Origin of the sequence: Streptomyces pratensis, from assembly GCF_016804005.1 — a bacterium.
In the GTDB taxonomy this organism is placed as follows: Bacteria; Actinomycetota; Actinomycetes; order Streptomycetales; family Streptomycetaceae; genus Streptomyces; species Streptomyces pratensis_A.
This window is the reverse complement of record NZ_CP051486.1, coordinates 8,120,207-8,135,174: the sequence shown is the minus strand read 5'-3', so window position 1 is coordinate 8,135,174 and position 14,968 is coordinate 8,120,207. Positions and strand designations below refer to the sequence as shown.

Annotated in this window: 11 protein-coding genes; 4 read left to right on the top strand and 7 right to left on the bottom strand. The window is 72.1% G+C overall.

What is annotated here, in order from left to right:
- Positions 1–13 precede the first annotated feature (13 nt).
- From HED23_RS34240 to HED23_RS34230, 3 genes are all read right to left on the bottom strand, one after another.
- Complete coding sequence (locus HED23_RS34240) at positions 14–4,897, bottom strand: DNA repair ATPase (protein ID WP_203187181.1); 4,884 nt, start codon at positions 4,895–4,897, stop codon at positions 14–16.
- A 248-nt stretch (positions 4,898–5,145) separates the two neighbouring features.
- Complete coding sequence (locus HED23_RS34235; RefSeq protein WP_203187180.1) at positions 5,146–7,269, bottom strand: flotillin family protein; 2,124 nt, start codon at positions 7,267–7,269, stop codon at positions 5,146–5,148.
- A 101-nt stretch (positions 7,270–7,370) separates the two neighbouring features.
- A complete protein-coding gene (locus HED23_RS34230; protein WP_203187179.1) occupies positions 7,371–8,009 on the bottom strand; it encodes a hypothetical protein in 639 nt (212 codons plus the stop codon).
- Between the two features lie 300 nt (positions 8,010–8,309).
- Between HED23_RS34230 and HED23_RS34225 the strand changes: the two genes are divergently transcribed.
- Positions 8,310–9,377, top strand: a complete 1,068-nt coding sequence (locus tag HED23_RS34225; RefSeq protein ID WP_203187178.1) for a PucR family transcriptional regulator — start codon at positions 8,310–8,312, stop codon at positions 9,375–9,377.
- A gap of 195 nt (positions 9,378–9,572) precedes the next feature.
- On the opposite strand, the gene HED23_RS34220 is transcribed toward HED23_RS34225, so the two are convergent.
- A complete protein-coding gene (locus tag HED23_RS34220) occupies positions 9,573–10,028 on the bottom strand; it encodes a tellurite resistance TerB family protein (RefSeq protein ID WP_203187177.1) in 456 nt (151 codons plus the stop codon).
- Positions 10,029–10,163: 135 nt separating this feature from the next.
- On the opposite strand from HED23_RS34220, the gene HED23_RS34215 reads away from it, so the two are divergent.
- Together HED23_RS34215 and HED23_RS34210 are read left to right on the top strand one after the other, a co-directional pair.
- Positions 10,164–10,652: a BlaI/MecI/CopY family transcriptional regulator gene (locus HED23_RS34215; protein ID WP_203187176.1), complete on the top strand. Its 489-nt coding sequence runs from the start codon at positions 10,164–10,166 to the stop codon at positions 10,650–10,652.
- Positions 10,653–10,663: 11 nt separating this feature from the next.
- On the top strand, positions 10,664–11,617 hold the full coding sequence (locus HED23_RS34210) for a M56 family metallopeptidase (RefSeq protein ID WP_203187175.1): 954 nt from the start codon (positions 10,664–10,666) through the stop codon (positions 11,615–11,617).
- A gap of 16 nt (positions 11,618–11,633) precedes the next feature.
- Here the strand turns inward: HED23_RS34210 and HED23_RS34205 are convergent, their stop codons facing one another.
- From HED23_RS34205 to HED23_RS34195, 3 genes are all read right to left on the bottom strand, one after another.
- Positions 11,634–12,881, bottom strand: a complete 1,248-nt coding sequence (locus tag HED23_RS34205) for a cation:proton antiporter (protein ID WP_203187174.1) — start codon at positions 12,879–12,881, stop codon at positions 11,634–11,636.
- Between the two features lie 2 nt (positions 12,882–12,883).
- Complete coding sequence (locus tag HED23_RS34200) at positions 12,884–13,354, bottom strand: cation:proton antiporter regulatory subunit (RefSeq protein ID WP_031090600.1); 471 nt, start codon at positions 13,352–13,354, stop codon at positions 12,884–12,886.
- A 211-nt stretch (positions 13,355–13,565) separates the two neighbouring features.
- Positions 13,566–13,982 carry an ATP-binding protein gene (locus tag HED23_RS34195; RefSeq protein ID WP_203187173.1) on the bottom strand — a complete coding sequence of 139 codons (417 nt, stop codon included), beginning with the start codon at positions 13,980–13,982 and terminating at the stop codon, positions 13,566–13,568.
- Between the two features lie 648 nt (positions 13,983–14,630).
- Between HED23_RS34195 and HED23_RS34190 the strand changes: the two genes are divergently transcribed.
- Positions 14,631–14,963, top strand: coding sequence for a MerR family transcriptional regulator (locus HED23_RS34190; protein ID WP_203187172.1), 333 nt, complete (start codon positions 14,631–14,633; stop codon positions 14,961–14,963).
- The last annotated feature ends 5 nt before the right edge of the window (positions 14,964–14,968 follow it).

The window sequence follows — 14,968 nt, the reverse complement described above, 5'->3', positions numbered from 1 at the left end:
TGGTCCCTCCGGTTCAGTCGGGCGTGTCGGTGATCATCGCGTGACGGGGACGTGCGTCCGTGACCGGGTGGCGGGGCCCCGCCGCGCGCTCGATGGCGGCCTCGACCGCCGCGATCCGGTCCGCCAGCAGCCCGAGCGCCCCGACCGCGCGGGAGGCCGCGTCGCCCTCCGGGCCGCCGAGGGCCTGCGTGCGTACGTAGGCGGAGTCGACCGCCGCCTTGCGCTCCGCCTGCGCCGGGGTGAGCGTGCCCCGGAGAGCGGCCAGCTTCAGCAGGTTCGACTCGGCGCCCGTGGTCAGGGTCTGGGCCTCTCCCGCGTAGTGGTCGTCGATGACGGCGGCGAGCTCGGCCTCGTTCATCACGGGCACGATCCGCTCCGCGATCTTGTTCATGTCGCGGTACGAGCCCTGCAGACGGAACGGCGGCTCGGTGCGCGTCGAGTCCGTCTGCGCCGCCGACGCGATGTACGCCGCGTTCACCGCCAGGACGGTGTCCCGGGCGGTGAGCAGATGGCGCAGGACGGAGACGGTCCGGTCCAGTTCGGCGGGCGCGTACGCGTGCTCCAGCCGGTCGGCGTGCGCCGTGGGGCCGGTACCCGACGCGATGCGCAGGAGCAGGTCGAGATCGCTCCGCGAACGGGCGGCCAGCGGGGCCAGCACCGGGTTGGCCGTCAGGGCGTTCTCGACGAAGCTCATCGCGAACACCTCGTCCCGCCCGCTGAGGACCTCGCCGAGATTCCAGACGTCGGCCCGGTTGGCGAGCATGTCCGGAATCCGGAAGCGGGAGCCGGACTCGGTGTACGGGTTGCCCGCCATCACCACGCCGAACCGCTTTCCCCGCAGGTCGTACGTGCGTGGCCGACCTTCGTGCACACCCTCGACACTGCGGGTGGCGTCGCAGAGCGGAATGAACTTCTGGAGCAGCTCCGGTGAGGTGTGCTGGATGTCGTCCAGGTAGAGAAGGGTGTTGCTGCCCGCCGCCAGCGCGAAGTTGATCTTCTCGATCTCATGGCGGGCGGACGCGCCGGGGGCCATGGCCGGGTCGAGGGACGTCACCTCGTGGCCGAGATTCGGACCGCTCACCTTGACGAGCACCATCCCGAGCCGCTCCGCGACGTACTCCACGAGCGTCGTCTTGCCGTAGCCGGGCGGTGAGACGAGCAGCAGCAGACCCTGCGAGTCGGTGCGCCGGTCCCCGTCCGCGGTGCCGAGCTGCTTGGCCAGACTGTCGCCGATCAGCGGGAGGTACACCTCGTCCACCAGCCGGTTGCGCACGAACGCCGGCATGGCGCGCGGCCTGTGGTCGTCCAGCCGCAGCCGGGAGCGTTCGGCCGCGACCAGGGTGTTGCGCAGCCGCTGGTACGCGCGGAAACCCGGCACGGCGCGGGCGCGGAACTCCGCTGTACGGGAGAGCAGTTCGTCCAGCCGGACCGGCAGCCGCCCCCGGGCCACGCGCGGGTGGTCCCCCAGGAGGCCCTCCACCGTCCCGGTGAGCGGCGCGTCGCAGTCGTACCGCGCCAGGCCGGGGCACAGCTCCACGGCCACCGCCTCCGCGAGGTCCCCGTCGTCCGCGTCGGAGCCGCTCGCGGCGGCGTACGACCTGAGCCAGCCCTCCACCAGCCGGTGCCGGGCCGGGAGGTCGCCGGAGAGAGCGGCCAGATCCTCGTCGTACGCCGAAGTGCCCACGGCGCGACGGAACTTGTCGAGGAAGGTGCGGACCGGGGCGCTGGTGACGAACCCGTCGGGACCGCCGGCCAGCTCCTCGAAGAGGTACTCGGCGACGTCCACCCCCGACCGCATCGCCGCCGCCCACTCGTCCTGGAGCGCGGTGATGGCGGGGGCGAGACCGAAGGTGTCGCGGGCGCGCGCCAGCGAGCCGGCCTGGCGCGCCCAGGACGTACGCAGCTCCTCATCGGCCTCATGTGCCCAGAAGAGCTGCGCCGTCGCGCGCACCGACGGCGGGAAGCGCAGCAGGCCCGCCCCGGCGAGCAGCCGCAGCAGGACGGTCAGGACGGCGAGGGCGTCCTCGTCGTGGACGCCCCGCTGATGGCCCTCGTCGTACGCCGCCGCTGCCGCGTCCCGCACGAGTGCGGTGAGATCCGCGCCGGCCAGGGCCTCGGCGCCGTGCTCGTCGAGGAGCCTGGCGGCCAGGTGCTCCGCGCGGTAGACCTCCGGTGACTCCGAGGGAAGCAGCTGGTTCCAGTACGCACGGGTCGCCGTGAACTCCGGGTCGGTGACCCGCGCCCGGTAGTCCGTGCCCGTGAGCGCGAAGGCGATACCGTCGCCGGACGGGACCAGGGCCAGGTCGAACGGCCGCCGGCTCACCGCGAACCGGTGCCGGCCCAGCCGGATCACCGAGCCGCCGTCCGCGTACAGCTCGCCCCGGTCGCGCAGGGCGCGCCCGGCCTCCTGCCGGGCCGCCTTCAGCCGGCCGTCCAGCTCCTCGGCCCGCACCGGGTCGCCGAGCGCCCGCAGCTCATCGGCGGTGCGACGGACCTTGGCGACCATGGGGTCGGAGGAGAAGTACGTGTGGACGGCGTCCAGGTCCTCCAGCCCGGTCAGCCGCCGGGAGACCGTCTCCAGGACCCGGGCCGCGGACTCCATGAGCCGCTCCGCGCGCCGGGCGCGGGCGTCCTGCAGCGTCTGCTTCCGGCCCGAGAACGCCTCGTACACCTCCGTACGGCGCTCGGCGATCCTGACCAGGAAATCGTCGGACTCCGCGAAGCGGGACTCCAGGTTCTCCATCTGGAGCAGCACACGAGCCAGCTGTTCGTCGCAGGAATCCGGGGAGTCCGCGGAGGCGAGCGCCCCCGTGACTGCCTGCCCGAGCAGGGCGAACTCGGCGGCGAACTCGGCCTGCCCCTCCTGGGACACGAGCTCCCTGCGCCGGGCGTCGAGGGTCGCGCGGGCGCGGTTGGCGCCGCCCAGGACCTCGGCTATCCGCTCCAGGACCGACGTGCGGACGGTGGCGTCACCCATGTCGAGCCCGGCGACGACGTCCGTGACCGCGCTGAGGCCGTCCGTGATCTCCGTGAGGCGGTCGCCGGCCGAGACGGCGTCGGCGACGGTGTCCAGCCCGTCCACCGTGGCGGTGATCCGTGCGAGGTCCTCGTGGTAGCCGGCGAAGGCGTCCTCGCGGGCGAGGAAGGCGATCGCCCTCCGGGCGGCCGATTCCAGATCCTGTGCGGTCTCCTCGCGGAGCGCGGTGATGCGGTCCGTGTCGGCGTACCGCATGTCGGCGAGGGTCGCCAGGTGTCCATGGGCACGGCGGAGTCCGGTCAGGCCGGTGACCCAGGCCGCGGCCGAGCGCGGTGCCTCGCCCCGGATGCGGCGGACCAGGGCGGTGAGCCCGTCGGCCGCTTCGTCGAGCGCGGCGGCGGCCTGCCCGGTCAGCTCCTGGACCGTCTCGAACTCGGCCAGGATCTGACGGGCGGTGGCGCCCAGTTCCTCCAGCGGCTCGGCGAGCGCGCCCAGTGCGGGGTCGGCCAGCCAGTGGTAGCGGTCGCCCGCCCGGCCGCAGTCGGCGACGAGCCTGCTGTACACGGCGGTGGTCGGCGTCATGTCCCGTACCCCGTGCGCCAGGGCCAGGCAGTCGGAGATCCCGCGCACCAGGTCGGCGTTCCCGGTCCGGGCGAGCGGTCCCGTGCCGGCGGGACGGGCGGCGGCGTAGGTGTCCGAGACGAAGGGGGTCTGCCAGCGCTGCAGCGGGTGGACCCGTCCCGGCCCGTCCTCGCCGTCCTTCAGCAGGATCAGGGTGCCGTCGTCGAGGAGGGCGTGGCCCCGGCCGAGCAGAGGGGTGGCGACCTCCTGGCGGATGACGTTGTAGGGGAGGAGCAGTGTGCGGCTCCCGTCCCGGGACCGGAAGACGTACAGCACGTCCTCGCCGTTGGGCGAGCGGACCGAGCCTTCGAAGACGGGGTCGACGAGTTCACCGGCGGTGTCGAAGGTCCTCGCGGTACCGGTGGCGAGGTAGTGACCACCGGGGAAGATGATCCCCTGGTCCTCGGGGAGCCGCAGGCAGGACGGGCCGATCGCGTCGAGGCGCCGCACGGTGGACAGCAGCGTGTTGAAGACCAGGTGCCGCCAGGCCTCCTCCTTGTACGGGCGCACCCGCAGCAGGATCAGCGGACCGACGGCGGCGTATTCGACGGCGGCGTCCGCCAGGGACTGCAACGGCTCGTCGACGGGCTCCTCGTACATCCCCTCGGGGGATTCGCCGCCGTCGGCGGTCCTGACGGTGAGCGTGCCGCCCAGGGTGTCGACGAGGATGGTGTCCAGGACGGAGATGTGCGGGTGCCGGCCGGGCACATGGGCGTCCCGCCCGGCGGGGGTCCACCGGAAGTCGTGCGAGGGCGGGAAGACGTGGTCACGGTCGCCACGCGCGTCGAGGAACGGCCCGGGAGCACCGTCCGGGCCCAGTTCCCAGCGCAGGACCCGGATGTCCTCGGCGGTCTCGCCGGTACGGAACACCGCGAGCAGCCGGCCGTTGACGCGCCGCAGCCGGAGCAGCCGGGCATCCCGGAAGTACCGGTGCAGGCCGGCGAACTCCCGCACGAAGGCCTCGTCGGACAGCAGGCCCGCGTCAGTCTCCTCCAGGCCGGCCCCGCGCAGGACGAGTACGTCACCGACCCCGGCGTCCTCGCGCGCACCCGGACCGCGCTCGAAGCCGAAGAGCAGGCGCCCGCCCACGGCGGCGATATCCCGGGCGACCGAGGCGTGTTCCGTGCGCACCTGTTCGGTGGCCAGCAGGTGCAGGCCGGTGGAGCCGAACTCCTCGGTCCGCCGCGCGTCGAGCCCCTCGGCCCGCCGGACCAGCTCGTCGGCCTGGTCCCGGAGCCGTCGGCGCAGTACCTCGTATGCGTCGGCGTCGGCGTCGGTGAGGGTGACGTCGCGGTCCATGCGTAAAGGCTCCCTACGAGATGACGTTCGACAAGCCGGGCCGTCCGAAGCCATCGGCGGCCCCTTCCCACGGCGCGGATCCCCGCCCCGCCGGCCGGCACGGGGGTGCGCCCGGACCCGGGCACCGGGACGGTTCCCCGCCCTGGCGACCGGCACGGTTCGAACCGCCCCGGGCAGCCGGGGCAGGGCCGGCCCGGTTCCGTCCGGTGGGGCCGGGGCAGCCCCGGCCCCACCGGACGGAACCGCCCCTATACGACGGGCGCCCCGTTCAGCGACGGCTCCTGCGCCGTTCCGTTCGCCGGGGCCCCTCCCGCCGGGGACGACACCGTCATCCCGGCCAGCCCCAGCTCCTCCGCGGCGGCGAGCAGCTGCTTCACCTGTCCCGAGGCAGCCCCCGGCGTCTGCATCAGCCGCATCAGCAGTGCCGAAACCGTCAGGTTCTGCACATCCCCTGTGGACACGGACCCCAGCACCCGGGTCAGGTCGTCGGTGAACGACCCGCTGCCGTCGAGCCACGGTCCCGCGAGTGCCTGCGCCGTCTTCGAGTTCTCGACGAAACCGTCCACGCTCCGGCCCATGGAGACCGACGAGACGAGCCGGTCGAAGAAGACCGAGTCCCCGCCGACGATGTCGATGTCCGCGTTCTCCAGTCCCGTCGCCAGGACCGTCGCCTGGGACTCCGCGATCTGGCGCCGGACGTCGAACTCCGCGAGCCGGATCTCCTTCTCCGCCTCCAGCCTCAGCCGGTACTCCTCGTGCCCGCGCGACGCCTCGTCGAGTGCCGCCATCGCCGCGGCCTTCTGGGTGAGCCCCTCGGCCTCGGCCCGCAGCTTCTCGCCGATCACCGCCGCGTCGGCGGACGCCTGTGCCTGGGTCCCCTCCGCGGCCGCCAGTGCCTTGAGGCGCGCACCCTCCGCCTCGGCCCTGAGCCGGGCCTCCGTGGCCTGGGCCTCGGCGAGACCGGCCTTCTCCGTGACGTCGGCCTCCGCCTCCCGGACCCTGACCTCCGCGAGACCCGCCGCGGCGCTCTCCGCCTGGATGCCCTCCGCCAGCCGCTGCTTCGCCCGGGCGTCCAGGTCGGCCGTCTTCAGCCGGGCGTCCGCGAGTGTCAGCTGCTCGGCAGCCAGGTGGACCGCCGCCGCCTCCGCGGCCTCCGCCGCCTTGATGTCCTTGACCAGCTTCTCCTGTGCCTCCGCCTCCGCCGCGATGATGACGGACCTGCGGGTGCGCTCCGACTCCTCGACGGACCGCAGGGTCAGGATCGACTCCTCCTGCTCGGCGACCGTGCGGTCCACCGCGATCCGCTCCCGGATCACGTCAGCGACCTCACGGCGCTCGGCCTCGACCTCCTTCGTCGCGGCGATCCGGTTCAGCTCGGTCTCCCGCTCGCGCCCGATGACCTCCAGGAGCCGGTCCTTCTCGATGCGCTCGTTCTCCACGGCGATGACCCGCTCGCGGTTCTTCTGCGCTACGGCGACCTCCCGGGCCTGGTTCTCCCGCTGGATGCCGAGCTGTTCCTCGGTACGGATGAACGCGCTCTGCGAACCGAGCCGCTCCTCCTCCTGCACCCGGGCGGTGGCCGACTCCTCCCGGGCCCGCAGCGTCTCGACCTCGCGGCGCTGCTTGATCTCGGCCTCGGCCTGCCGGCGCTCCAGCTCCAGGATGGTCTCGCGGGCGTCGACGTCCTGCCGGGTGATCTCCTTCTGCTCGGTGCGCTGGAACTCGTTGGTCCGCACGTGCTCGATCGCCGTCAGTTCGGTGATCTTCCGGATGCCCTGCGCGTCGAGGATGTTGGCGCCGTCGAGCTGCGCCATCGGCGTCTGCTCGAGGTAGTCGATCGCGGCGTCGTCGAGGTGATAGCCGTTCAGGTCGGTACCGATGACCCGGATGATCCGGTCCCGGAACTCCTCCCTCTTGGTGTACAGGTCGACGAAGTCCAGCTGCTTGCCGACGGTCTTGAGCGCCTCGGAGAACTTCGCGGCGAAGAACTCCTGGATGGCGGCCTTGTCGCTGGCCCGCTCCGTCCCGATGGCCTGCGCGACCTTGATGACGTCCTCGACGGTCTTGTTGACGCGGACGAAGAAGGTGATGTGGATGTCGGCGCGGATGTTGTCCTGGCAGATCAGGCCCTCGCGGCCGGTACGGCGGATCTCGATGGTCTTCACCGAGATGTCCATGGTCTCGGCCTTGTGCAGCACCGGGAGGACCACGGCACCGGTGAAGGTGACGTCGACCTTCTTGGTCTTGGAGATGATCAGCGCCTTCCCCTGCTCGACCTTGCGGAAGAGACGGGTGATGACGAAGACGAGAGCGACGGCGATGAGCAGGACGACGGCGATGAGCACGCCGACGCCCAAGGAGATGGCATCCATGTCAGTCCTTGGCGGCTGGTGAGACGTACGAAGACGAAGGGAGCGCCCCGCATGACGGCACGCGGAACCACGGGCCGGGGCCCGGAGGGCGGGGGAGAGGGTCAGACGGCCTTGCGCGGCAGCGGGCGCGGGGCGAGCGCCGCGTCGTACGGCGAGACCCAGAAGAACTCGCCGTCGGCGTCGTACGCGTAGAGGAGCCCCGTGCTGCCGGAGGTGAACGTGTCACCCGGCGTGGACGGCCCCAGCGGCTGCCGCACCTGGACGATCGCGGTGGAACCGTCGGCGGCTGCGACCTCGGCCTGCCCGAAGTCGGCGCTGACGGAGCCCGTGCGGATCGTGCAGACCTGACCCACGAAGTCCTGCCGGGATGGAGGAGGTTCCGCGGGGAAGAACCGGCGGAAGCGGCGTATGACCATGCGGACCACCCCCCAGGCGATCAGGAGCGCCCCCGCCAGTACGGCGAGGTGGAACACGGCCCGCAGGGTGCCGGCCGCTCCGCTGCGGAGCACCAGGACCGAGCCGGTGAGGCCGGTGAACCAGGCGACGACGACGAACAGTGACACCGAGACGGAGACGGGCACCCCGCCGAATCCGACCGCTTCGCTGTCGAGGTCGGTGTCGAAGGAGTCGTGCCCTGCGGCTCCGGCCAGCACCAGGAGCCAGAAGCAGACGACGACGACCAGGGCGGCGCCGAAGACGACGGCCGGGAAGGCGAGTGCCGCGGAAAGGAATTCGCTCATCCTCCTGCCCTGCCTCCGTCCCACCTGCCGCCGTACGGTCCAGGAGGCCGGCGGTGGGCGGGCGGGGGGCGCCGGTGCTACGGCACCGCGAACGGCCCCGCAGCAACCGGTTCCTTCCCCCGTGTCCCCCGTCACCCCCGTGTTTTCCCCCGTGTGTTGCTGAACAGATCGTGCCACCGGGCCCGTCCGGGCGCATTGCCGGAATCCGGCAGGCTTCGCGGGCCCCGCCTGCCGGGCACCGGCACCCGCCCCCGTGCGTTGGGGAGATGACAGTGCTGATGATGTGCGGAGGAGTGAGCGGTGGCGGAGCCCGAGATCCCCGAAAGATTCCTGGAGGGCTACGCCCGCATCCTGTCCGAGGTCGCGGAGACAGGCCGCCGGCTCACCCGGGACGAGCTGGAGGCGCGGCGCGCGCTCGGCCGTGAGGCCGCGGAGGCGGGACATCAGCTGCGGGCGCTGGTGGGCCGCCATCTCTCGGAGACCCGCACGGCCTGGCCGCACACCAAGGCGGGCAGTTCTTCCCCCGACGCCGTGCTGGGCGCCGTGGAACAGGCGATCGACGCCTTCGGGGAGGGTTTCGAGCGGGCACAGCGGCTCACCGTGCGACGGGAGGAAGCGGCGCGGCGGGAGTTCATCGACGACCTGCTGTACGGCCGCAGTGACCTGGGCAGGCTCGCGGAGCGCGCCACCAGGTTCGGGCTGCGGCTCGCCCGCGCCCACGCCGTCGCTGTGGCGGCGGGCCCCGAGGCGTACACCGAGTCCGACGCCGTGCCCCGCAGCGTCGAGTCGGCGCTGCTCGCGCGCTTCGGCGGCCGGAAGATCCTGATCACGACGAAGGACGGGCGGCTCGTCTGCATAGCCCCCGGCAGCCAGCCCGACGTCCTGCGGTACTTCGCCAAGCAGGCCCACGCCGCGACGGACGGCCACCAGGTCGCGGTCGGCCGTCCGCACCCAGGCCCCGGCGGGGTGGTCCACTCGTACGACGAGGCGCTCGAAGCGCTCGACCTGGCGCAGCGGATGGGGCTCGACGACCCCGTGCTGTACGCCGCCGACCTGCTGGTCTACCCCGTGCTGACCCGGGACCGGCAGGCGATGGCCGATCTGGTGCGCAGCGAGCTCGGCCCGCTCAGGGAGGCGCGGGGCGGCGCGGAACCGCTGCTGAGGACGCTGTCCGTGTACTTCGACGCGGGCTGTGTCGCCGCCGAGACGGCCCGTCGGCTGTCGCTGAGCGTGCGCGCGCTGACGTACCGGCTGGAGCGGATACACCAGCTGACCGGGTCGGACCCCTCCGACCCGGTGCACCGCTACACACTGCAGACGGCTGTGATCGGCGCCCGGCTGCTGGACTGGCCGGCGAAGGAGCTCTGACAACGCCGGGCGGTCCTCGGGGCCGGACGGTGGTCTTCGGAACCGGACGGCGGTCCTCGGAGGACAGTCCGAGGGGCCGGTCCGTGCGCCTCCGAGGACGGGTGCCCGTGCGGGTGTCCGTGCGGGTGCCGTAAGGCGTGTCCGCCGAGTCCCGCCGTACGTCCGGAGATCCGGGCGGGACTTCGCGGACGCGGCCTACAGGTCGAACTCGTGCGGCGGCAGGTCGAGCGCGAAGCACGCCTCACGCACGACGGCCTGCTCCGACTTGTCGAAGTCGCCGTCGGCGCCACCGATCACGATGCCGATCTGGATGACGGCACGCGCCTCGGCGGGCTTCTTCTTCGCCTTGGCGATCTCCTGGAGCACGCTGACCTTGCCGAAGGCGAAGTCCGCCGTCAGCTTGTCCACGTAGGCGTTGAACCGGCGCTGGAGGTCGTCCGCCGGGAAGTTCTGCAGCACGTCGTTGGTGGCGATGAGTGAGGCGACGCGCTGCCGCTCGGACGGGTCGATGGAACCGTCCGCAGCGGAGACCAGGGCGCACATGGCCATGCTCGCGTCCCGGAACGCCCCGCTCTTCAGGTCGTTCTTCTTCGCCTCCAGCTGCGTCTGCATCGACGACGCGGATTCCTTGATCCGATCCCAAAGGGCCATGACGTCTCCATACGTTGCGTTGCCTGTGGTGCGGGAACCAGTCAAACTCTACAGCGGTGTAGAAGAACGGTGGGTGACCGTCCGCCGCACTGCGGCCGACCGGCCGGTACGCGCGCACTCAGTAGGATGCGGCGGATGAACAGGCCCACAGGTACGGATGACGGCGGCGCCCAGGACGGCCCGCGGCTGCCCCGGCGCGGTCAGGGACAGCTGGAGTCCCAGGTCCTGACCGTGCTGCGCTCGGCGGGCGGCCCCGCGACGGCCGGGTGGGTGCAGGAGCACCTCGACGGCGACCTCGCCTACACCACGGTCATCACGATCCTTTCCCGCCTCTACGCGAAGAAGGCCGTGACCCGCACCCGCCAGGGCCGTTCCTACGTCTGGACCCCGGCATCCGACGAGGCAGGCCTCGCCGCCCTGCGGATGCGGCGCGTCCTGGACGGCGAACGGGACAGGGGGGCAGTCCTGGCCCGGTTCGTCTCCGCGCTGTCCCCGGGTGACGAGGCCAGCCTCCGCGCGCTGCTCGCCCGCGCGGCCGAGGGCCCGGACGGCCCGGACGAAGGCCCGGACGGCCCGGATACCGGGTCCGCCGGCCCCGACGACTCCGCCGCTCCGGAAGGCTGAGAGCCACCACGATGGGCGTCTTCGTCTACCTGCCACTCGTCCTGCCACTGACCGCACTGCCCATGGCGCGCCTCGCCGAGCAGCATCTGCACCCCAGGAGCGCCACCCGCCTGCTGGCCGTCGTCGGTTCGACGCTGGCCCTGTGCAGCACGCTCTGCCTGGCCCTGCTGATGGTGGTGGGCACGGCCCAGCTCCCCGGCAATCCGCTGCCCGACGGCTGGTCCGACCCCGAGGTACGCGCTGCGGTGCCGTACGAGGAGAAGGCGGGCCTGATCGCGATCGTCGTCCTGGGAGCGGTGCTGGTGGCCTGCGGCAGCACCCTGCTGCGGCACACCAGGACCCGGATGCGCGCCGCCCGCGCCCTGCCGCCGCACACCGGCGGCGGCACCGCGGGTGACCTCGCGTTGATCCGGTCCCCCGATCCGTACGCGTACGCCCTGCCGGGACGGCGCCGGCGCGACGGCAGGGTCGTCGTCTCCACCGCGATGATGGAATGTCTGGACGCCCGCGAACGCCGTGCGCTCGTCGCTCACGAGCGCGCGCACCTGTCCGGCCGGCACCACCGGCACCTGCTGGTGACACAACTGGCGGCGCGCGCCAACCCGTTCCTCCTGCCCCTGCGCACGGCGGTGGCGTACAGCACCGAACGCTGGGCGGACGAGGAAGCGGCGTACGCGGTCGGCAGCCGCCGTGCGGTCGCCACGGCGGTCGGGAAGGCGGCCCTGTTCTCGCACCGTCCGCCGGGGCCCGCCGTGCTCCCCGCCTTCGCGACGACGGGCCCCGTGCCGCGCCGGGTGGCGGCGCTGCTCGACCCCGAGCCCCCGGCCGGGCTCTGGCCCCCGGCCTCGGCGCATCTGGTCATGGCGGCGGTGACCGCGACCGTGGGGACGGCGGCCTCGGCGCTGTCGTCGCTCAACGCGACGGTGACGCTCGTAGGCATCCTCCACGCGGCCACCCCGCTCTGACCTGCGGGCGGCCCGGTCAGTCGGAGTCGCGCCCGGCGTGCTCCGGCGTGAGGTCGTCGTGCGACGGCATCGGCTGACCGGCCGCGACGTCCGGCTTCTTCCGCCGGCCGGCGAGCGCCGCCTCGAGCTTCGATGCGACCGGCTCCGTCCACCGGGCGGTGAGCGGTCCGGCGATCACCAGGATCAGCACGTACGCCGTCGCGATCGGCCCGATCCGCGGTTCCGTCGCCACGGCCAGACCGGCGATGACGATCGAGAACTCCCCGCGTGCGACCAGCGTGCCGCCGGCCCGCCAACGGCCGCGCGGACCGATCCCGGCCCGCCGGGAGGCGTACCAGCCCGTTCCGATCTTCGTGAAGACCGTGACGATCGCCAGCAGTGCCGCCGGAAGCAGCACGGGAGGGATCTCCGCCGGATCGGTGGAGAGACCGAAGAACACGAAGAACACGGCGGCGAACAGGTCCCGCAGCGGTGTCAGCAGCTTGCGCGCGCCCTCGGCGACCTCGCCGGAGAGCGCGATGCCCACGAGGAACGCGCCGACGGCCGCGGACACCTGAAGCTGCTGGGCCACCCCCGCCACGAGGACGGTGAGCCCGAGGACGACGAGCAGCAGCATCTCCGGGTTGTCGGAGGACACCGCGCGGCTGATGAGGCGGCCGTGGCGCAGCGCCAGGTACAGCACGAACCCGACGGTCCCGAGTGCGATCAGCAGCGCGATGCTGCCGCCCGCCAGACCGACTCCCGCCAGCATCGCGGTGAGCAGCGGCAGATAGATGGCCATGGCGAGGTCCTCGATGACGAGGACACCGAGGATGACGGGCGTCTCGCGGTTACCGAGCCGCCCCATGTCGGTCATCACCTTGGCGATCACACCCGACGACGAGATCCAGGTGACCCCGGCCAGGGCGACGGCACCCACGGGTCCCCAGCCGAGCATCAGTCCGGCTGCCGCGCCGGGCGTCGCGTTGAGCACGAAGTCGACGACCCCGGAGGGGTACTGCGTCTTGAGGCTCGTGACGAGCTCCGACGCGCTGTACTCCAGCCCGAGCAGGAGCAGCAGGAGGATGACGCCGATCTCCGCCCCGATGGCGGTGAACTCCTCGCTGGCACCGAGCGGCAGCAGGCCGCCCTCGCCGAACGCGAGCCCGGCCAGCAGGTAGAGCGGGATCGGCGAGAGGCCTATCCGTCCGGCGAACCGCCCGATGATGCCGAGCCCCAGGATGACGGAGCCCAGCTCCACCAGCAGTGCAGTCGTGTCATGCACGGTCAGCCCTCCGCAATGATCTCGGAGAGCGTGTCGACGCCCTCACGCGTTCCTACAACGACGAGCGTGTCCCCGATGGCCAGCCGGAAGTCCGGTCCGGGCGAGGGATGCGCACTGTGCGTACGCAGCACGGCCACGATCGAAGCCCCTGTCCGGGTCCGCGCCCGGGTGTCCCCCAGCAGCCGCCCGCCGTACGGGGAGCGAGCCCCGAGCGGAATGTGCTCGGTGACCAGGTCGATGCCCTCGGTGCGCACGGCGTCGATCGGCGCCGCGTCGATGAGATGCGCGAGCCCGGTGGCCTCGGTGGTGGTCAGCGGCACGGAGAGCACGCATGAATCTGGGTCGTCCTTCTCGTAGAACCCCAGGAACCTCCGCCCGTCGTGATGCACGACGACGGAGATGTGCTGCCCGGACTCGGTCGTGTAGTCGTACTGGACGCCGACTCCTGGCAGCGATGTGCGGTGGGTTCCCATGGCTTCCTCCGGAGGGGCACGCGGCGGCGGGGCGACGTTCTTGATCAGCTCTTTATCCGCCCATTACCTTATCCGGCGGGAGGAACCACCCGGTTGGGTGCTGTCGGCGGCCCTCCGGGACCGGCAGCCGGGACGCGGGCACACGGCCGCACCCGGCCGCTCGGGATGCGGCCGGGTGCGTGGACGGCGGTCTGTCGGCTGTTCCCCCGGGTCACCGGGCGAGCTGGGCGCGGACGGTCTTGCCGGACCCCGGGCCGGGCGTGACGGTCAGGGCCTGGGTGAGACGGCGGACCATGTGCCACCCGAAGCCGCCGGCCGCGCCGTCGAGGTCGGGGGTCCGGGCGCGCGGGGGCGCGGGGCTGGGGTCGGTGACCGCGGCGGTCACGGTGCCGGGGCCGGCGGAGAGCCTGAGGGTGAACCGGCCGCCGCCGTGGCGCAGCGCGTTGGTGGCGAGTTCGGAGACCACGAGTACGAGCGTGTCGGCCAGCGCCGGGTCCGGTGCCGGGGAGAGGCGGTCGGTGAAATTGCGGGCCGCCCTGCGGGCCCAGTGGATGCTGTCCGTGCTGTCGCCCCGCACCACGGTCCGTGCGGGGGGTGTCGAGGTGTCGGGGATCGTCGTCTCGTTCATGCGCGCACCCCACCTGTGATCGATTGTTCCACTTCTTCCTGGACAGACCGGATGCCCGCTCGCGCGGTCTTTACTACCCGCAGGTGTGCTTTGGTGAAGATTTGGGCCAACCCGGGATGCAGAAGTACGGCACTCACCTCCATAGGAAATCTGTCGTGGCGAGAGTAGACATCTGTGTGCTCCCGGATTAATGTCTTCCTCGTAACCAAGGGATCGAGAAGGCCCGGCAGGGATGAACTGCCAGGCGGCAGTACGTGCATCAAGCAGCACGGTGCGGCGGTGGAGTTCCGGAGCCATGGCGGTCAAGGATGGCGACGGGACTGACGGCCGGACCGGGTGGCCCGCGGTGATCAGGGGCCACCACAGCAGTACCGGCACATCGGTCAAGAGAGAAGAACGGAGGGGTTGAGCACCATCAGGATCGCCCGGTCGGACGACGTCCGAGTCCGGGTACCGCAGGACATCGACAGGCAGGTGGTCTCCGGTCAAGCATTCGCGATCCCCGCACCCCCGACCGCGTGTCGGGCGGCCGTGCGGACACAGAGGGCCGGCGTGGTACGGAAGCCGGCAGATGGTGTAGCAGTTTCCTTCGGGGCCTTGGTGCCATATGGCACCAAGGCCCCTCCAGTGCGTTCCGAGAGAGGCTCGATGCCCGCAGATGATTCGTTCCGACGTCTGGACGACGACGACTTCCCCGCCTTCACCATGGGCCGGGCCGCCGAGATGCTCGGCACCACGCCCGCGTTCCTGCGCGCCCTCGGAGAGGAGCGCCTGATCACTCCACTGCGCTCGGAGGGCGGACACCGCCGGTATTCCCGGTATCAGTTGAAGATCGCCGCCCGTGCCCGCGAACTGGTCGATCAGGGCACGGCCGTCGGAGCAGCCTGCCGCATCGTCATCCTCGAGGACCAGCTCGAGGAAGCCCGGCGCATCAACGAGGAGCTGCGCAACTCGCCTTCCGGGTCCGGCTCCCAGGCTTGAGCGGT

What these genes read in the sequence shown, in the direction of transcription:
- HED23_RS34240 (WP_203187181.1), bottom strand. Translation starts at nt 4,897, where the DNA reads ATGGACCGCGACGTCACCCTCACCGACGCCGACGCCGACGCATACGAG.
- HED23_RS34235 (WP_203187180.1), bottom strand. Translation starts at nt 7,269, where the DNA reads ATGGATGCCATCTCCTTGGGCGTCGGCGTGCTCATCGCCGTCGTCCTG.
- HED23_RS34230 (WP_203187179.1), bottom strand. Translation starts at nt 8,009, where the DNA reads ATGAGCGAATTCCTTTCCGCGGCACTCGCCTTCCCGGCCGTCGTCTTC.
- HED23_RS34220 (WP_203187177.1), bottom strand. Translation starts at nt 10,028, where the DNA reads ATGGCCCTTTGGGATCGGATCAAGGAATCCGCGTCGTCGATGCAGACG.
- HED23_RS34215 (WP_203187176.1), top strand. Translation starts at nt 10,164, where the DNA reads ATGAACAGGCCCACAGGTACGGATGACGGCGGCGCCCAGGACGGCCCG.
- HED23_RS34210 (WP_203187175.1), top strand. Translation starts at nt 10,664, where the DNA reads ATGGGCGTCTTCGTCTACCTGCCACTCGTCCTGCCACTGACCGCACTG.
- HED23_RS34200 (WP_031090600.1), bottom strand. Translation starts at nt 13,354, where the DNA reads ATGGGAACCCACCGCACATCGCTGCCAGGAGTCGGCGTCCAGTACGAC.
- HED23_RS34195 (WP_203187173.1), bottom strand. Translation starts at nt 13,982, where the DNA reads ATGAACGAGACGACGATCCCCGACACCTCGACACCCCCCGCACGGACC.
- HED23_RS34190 (WP_203187172.1), top strand. Translation starts at nt 14,631, where the DNA reads ATGCCCGCAGATGATTCGTTCCGACGTCTGGACGACGACGACTTCCCC.